This window comes from Neisseria sp. P0021.S007 (assembly GCF_051956855.1).
In genome coordinates this window covers 1-538 of sequence record NZ_JBQCXA010001064.1, presented here as the reverse complement: position 1 = coordinate 538, position 538 = coordinate 1, and the positions used below count along the sequence as shown (strand labels likewise).

Sequence of the window (538 nt, the reverse complement as noted above, 5' to 3'; positions counted from 1 at the left end):
GCCAACCAACACACAGCCAACCCCAAACAAAACAAAACCACCCCACAAACAACCCCAGCACCCCCCCAAACCACCACCCACACCAAACAAAACACCACCAAAAACAACAACACCCCCACAAACCCAACAACAAACAAAACAACAACCAACACCACCACAACTACCACCCCACAACCAACCAAAAACAACACCAAAACAACAACCACCAACAACAACAACCCAAACAACAACATAACCAAAAACAAAACAACACCAACCAAACCAAAAACAAACAACAACAACACACACCACAACAAAACCAACAACAACACCAACAACACAAACAAACACAACACAACACACACCCAAACCGACAAACAAGAAACCAACAAAAACCCAAACAACAACAAAAAAAACAAAAAAACCACACCCACAACCACAAACCACAAAAAACAAAACAACACCAACACCACCCACCACACACACCCAACACCACCAACAACCCATCAAACACAGACCCCACAAGCCACAACAACACCAAAAAAAACACAAAAGAGAA

At 42.9% G+C, this 538-nt stretch carries 1 protein-coding gene; it reads left to right on the top strand.

The window, feature by feature from the left end; all coding sequences use genetic code 11:
• On the top strand, window positions 1–538 hold a 538-nt coding region (locus ACTHUR_RS17540), incomplete at both ends, for a hypothetical protein (protein WP_440399998.1).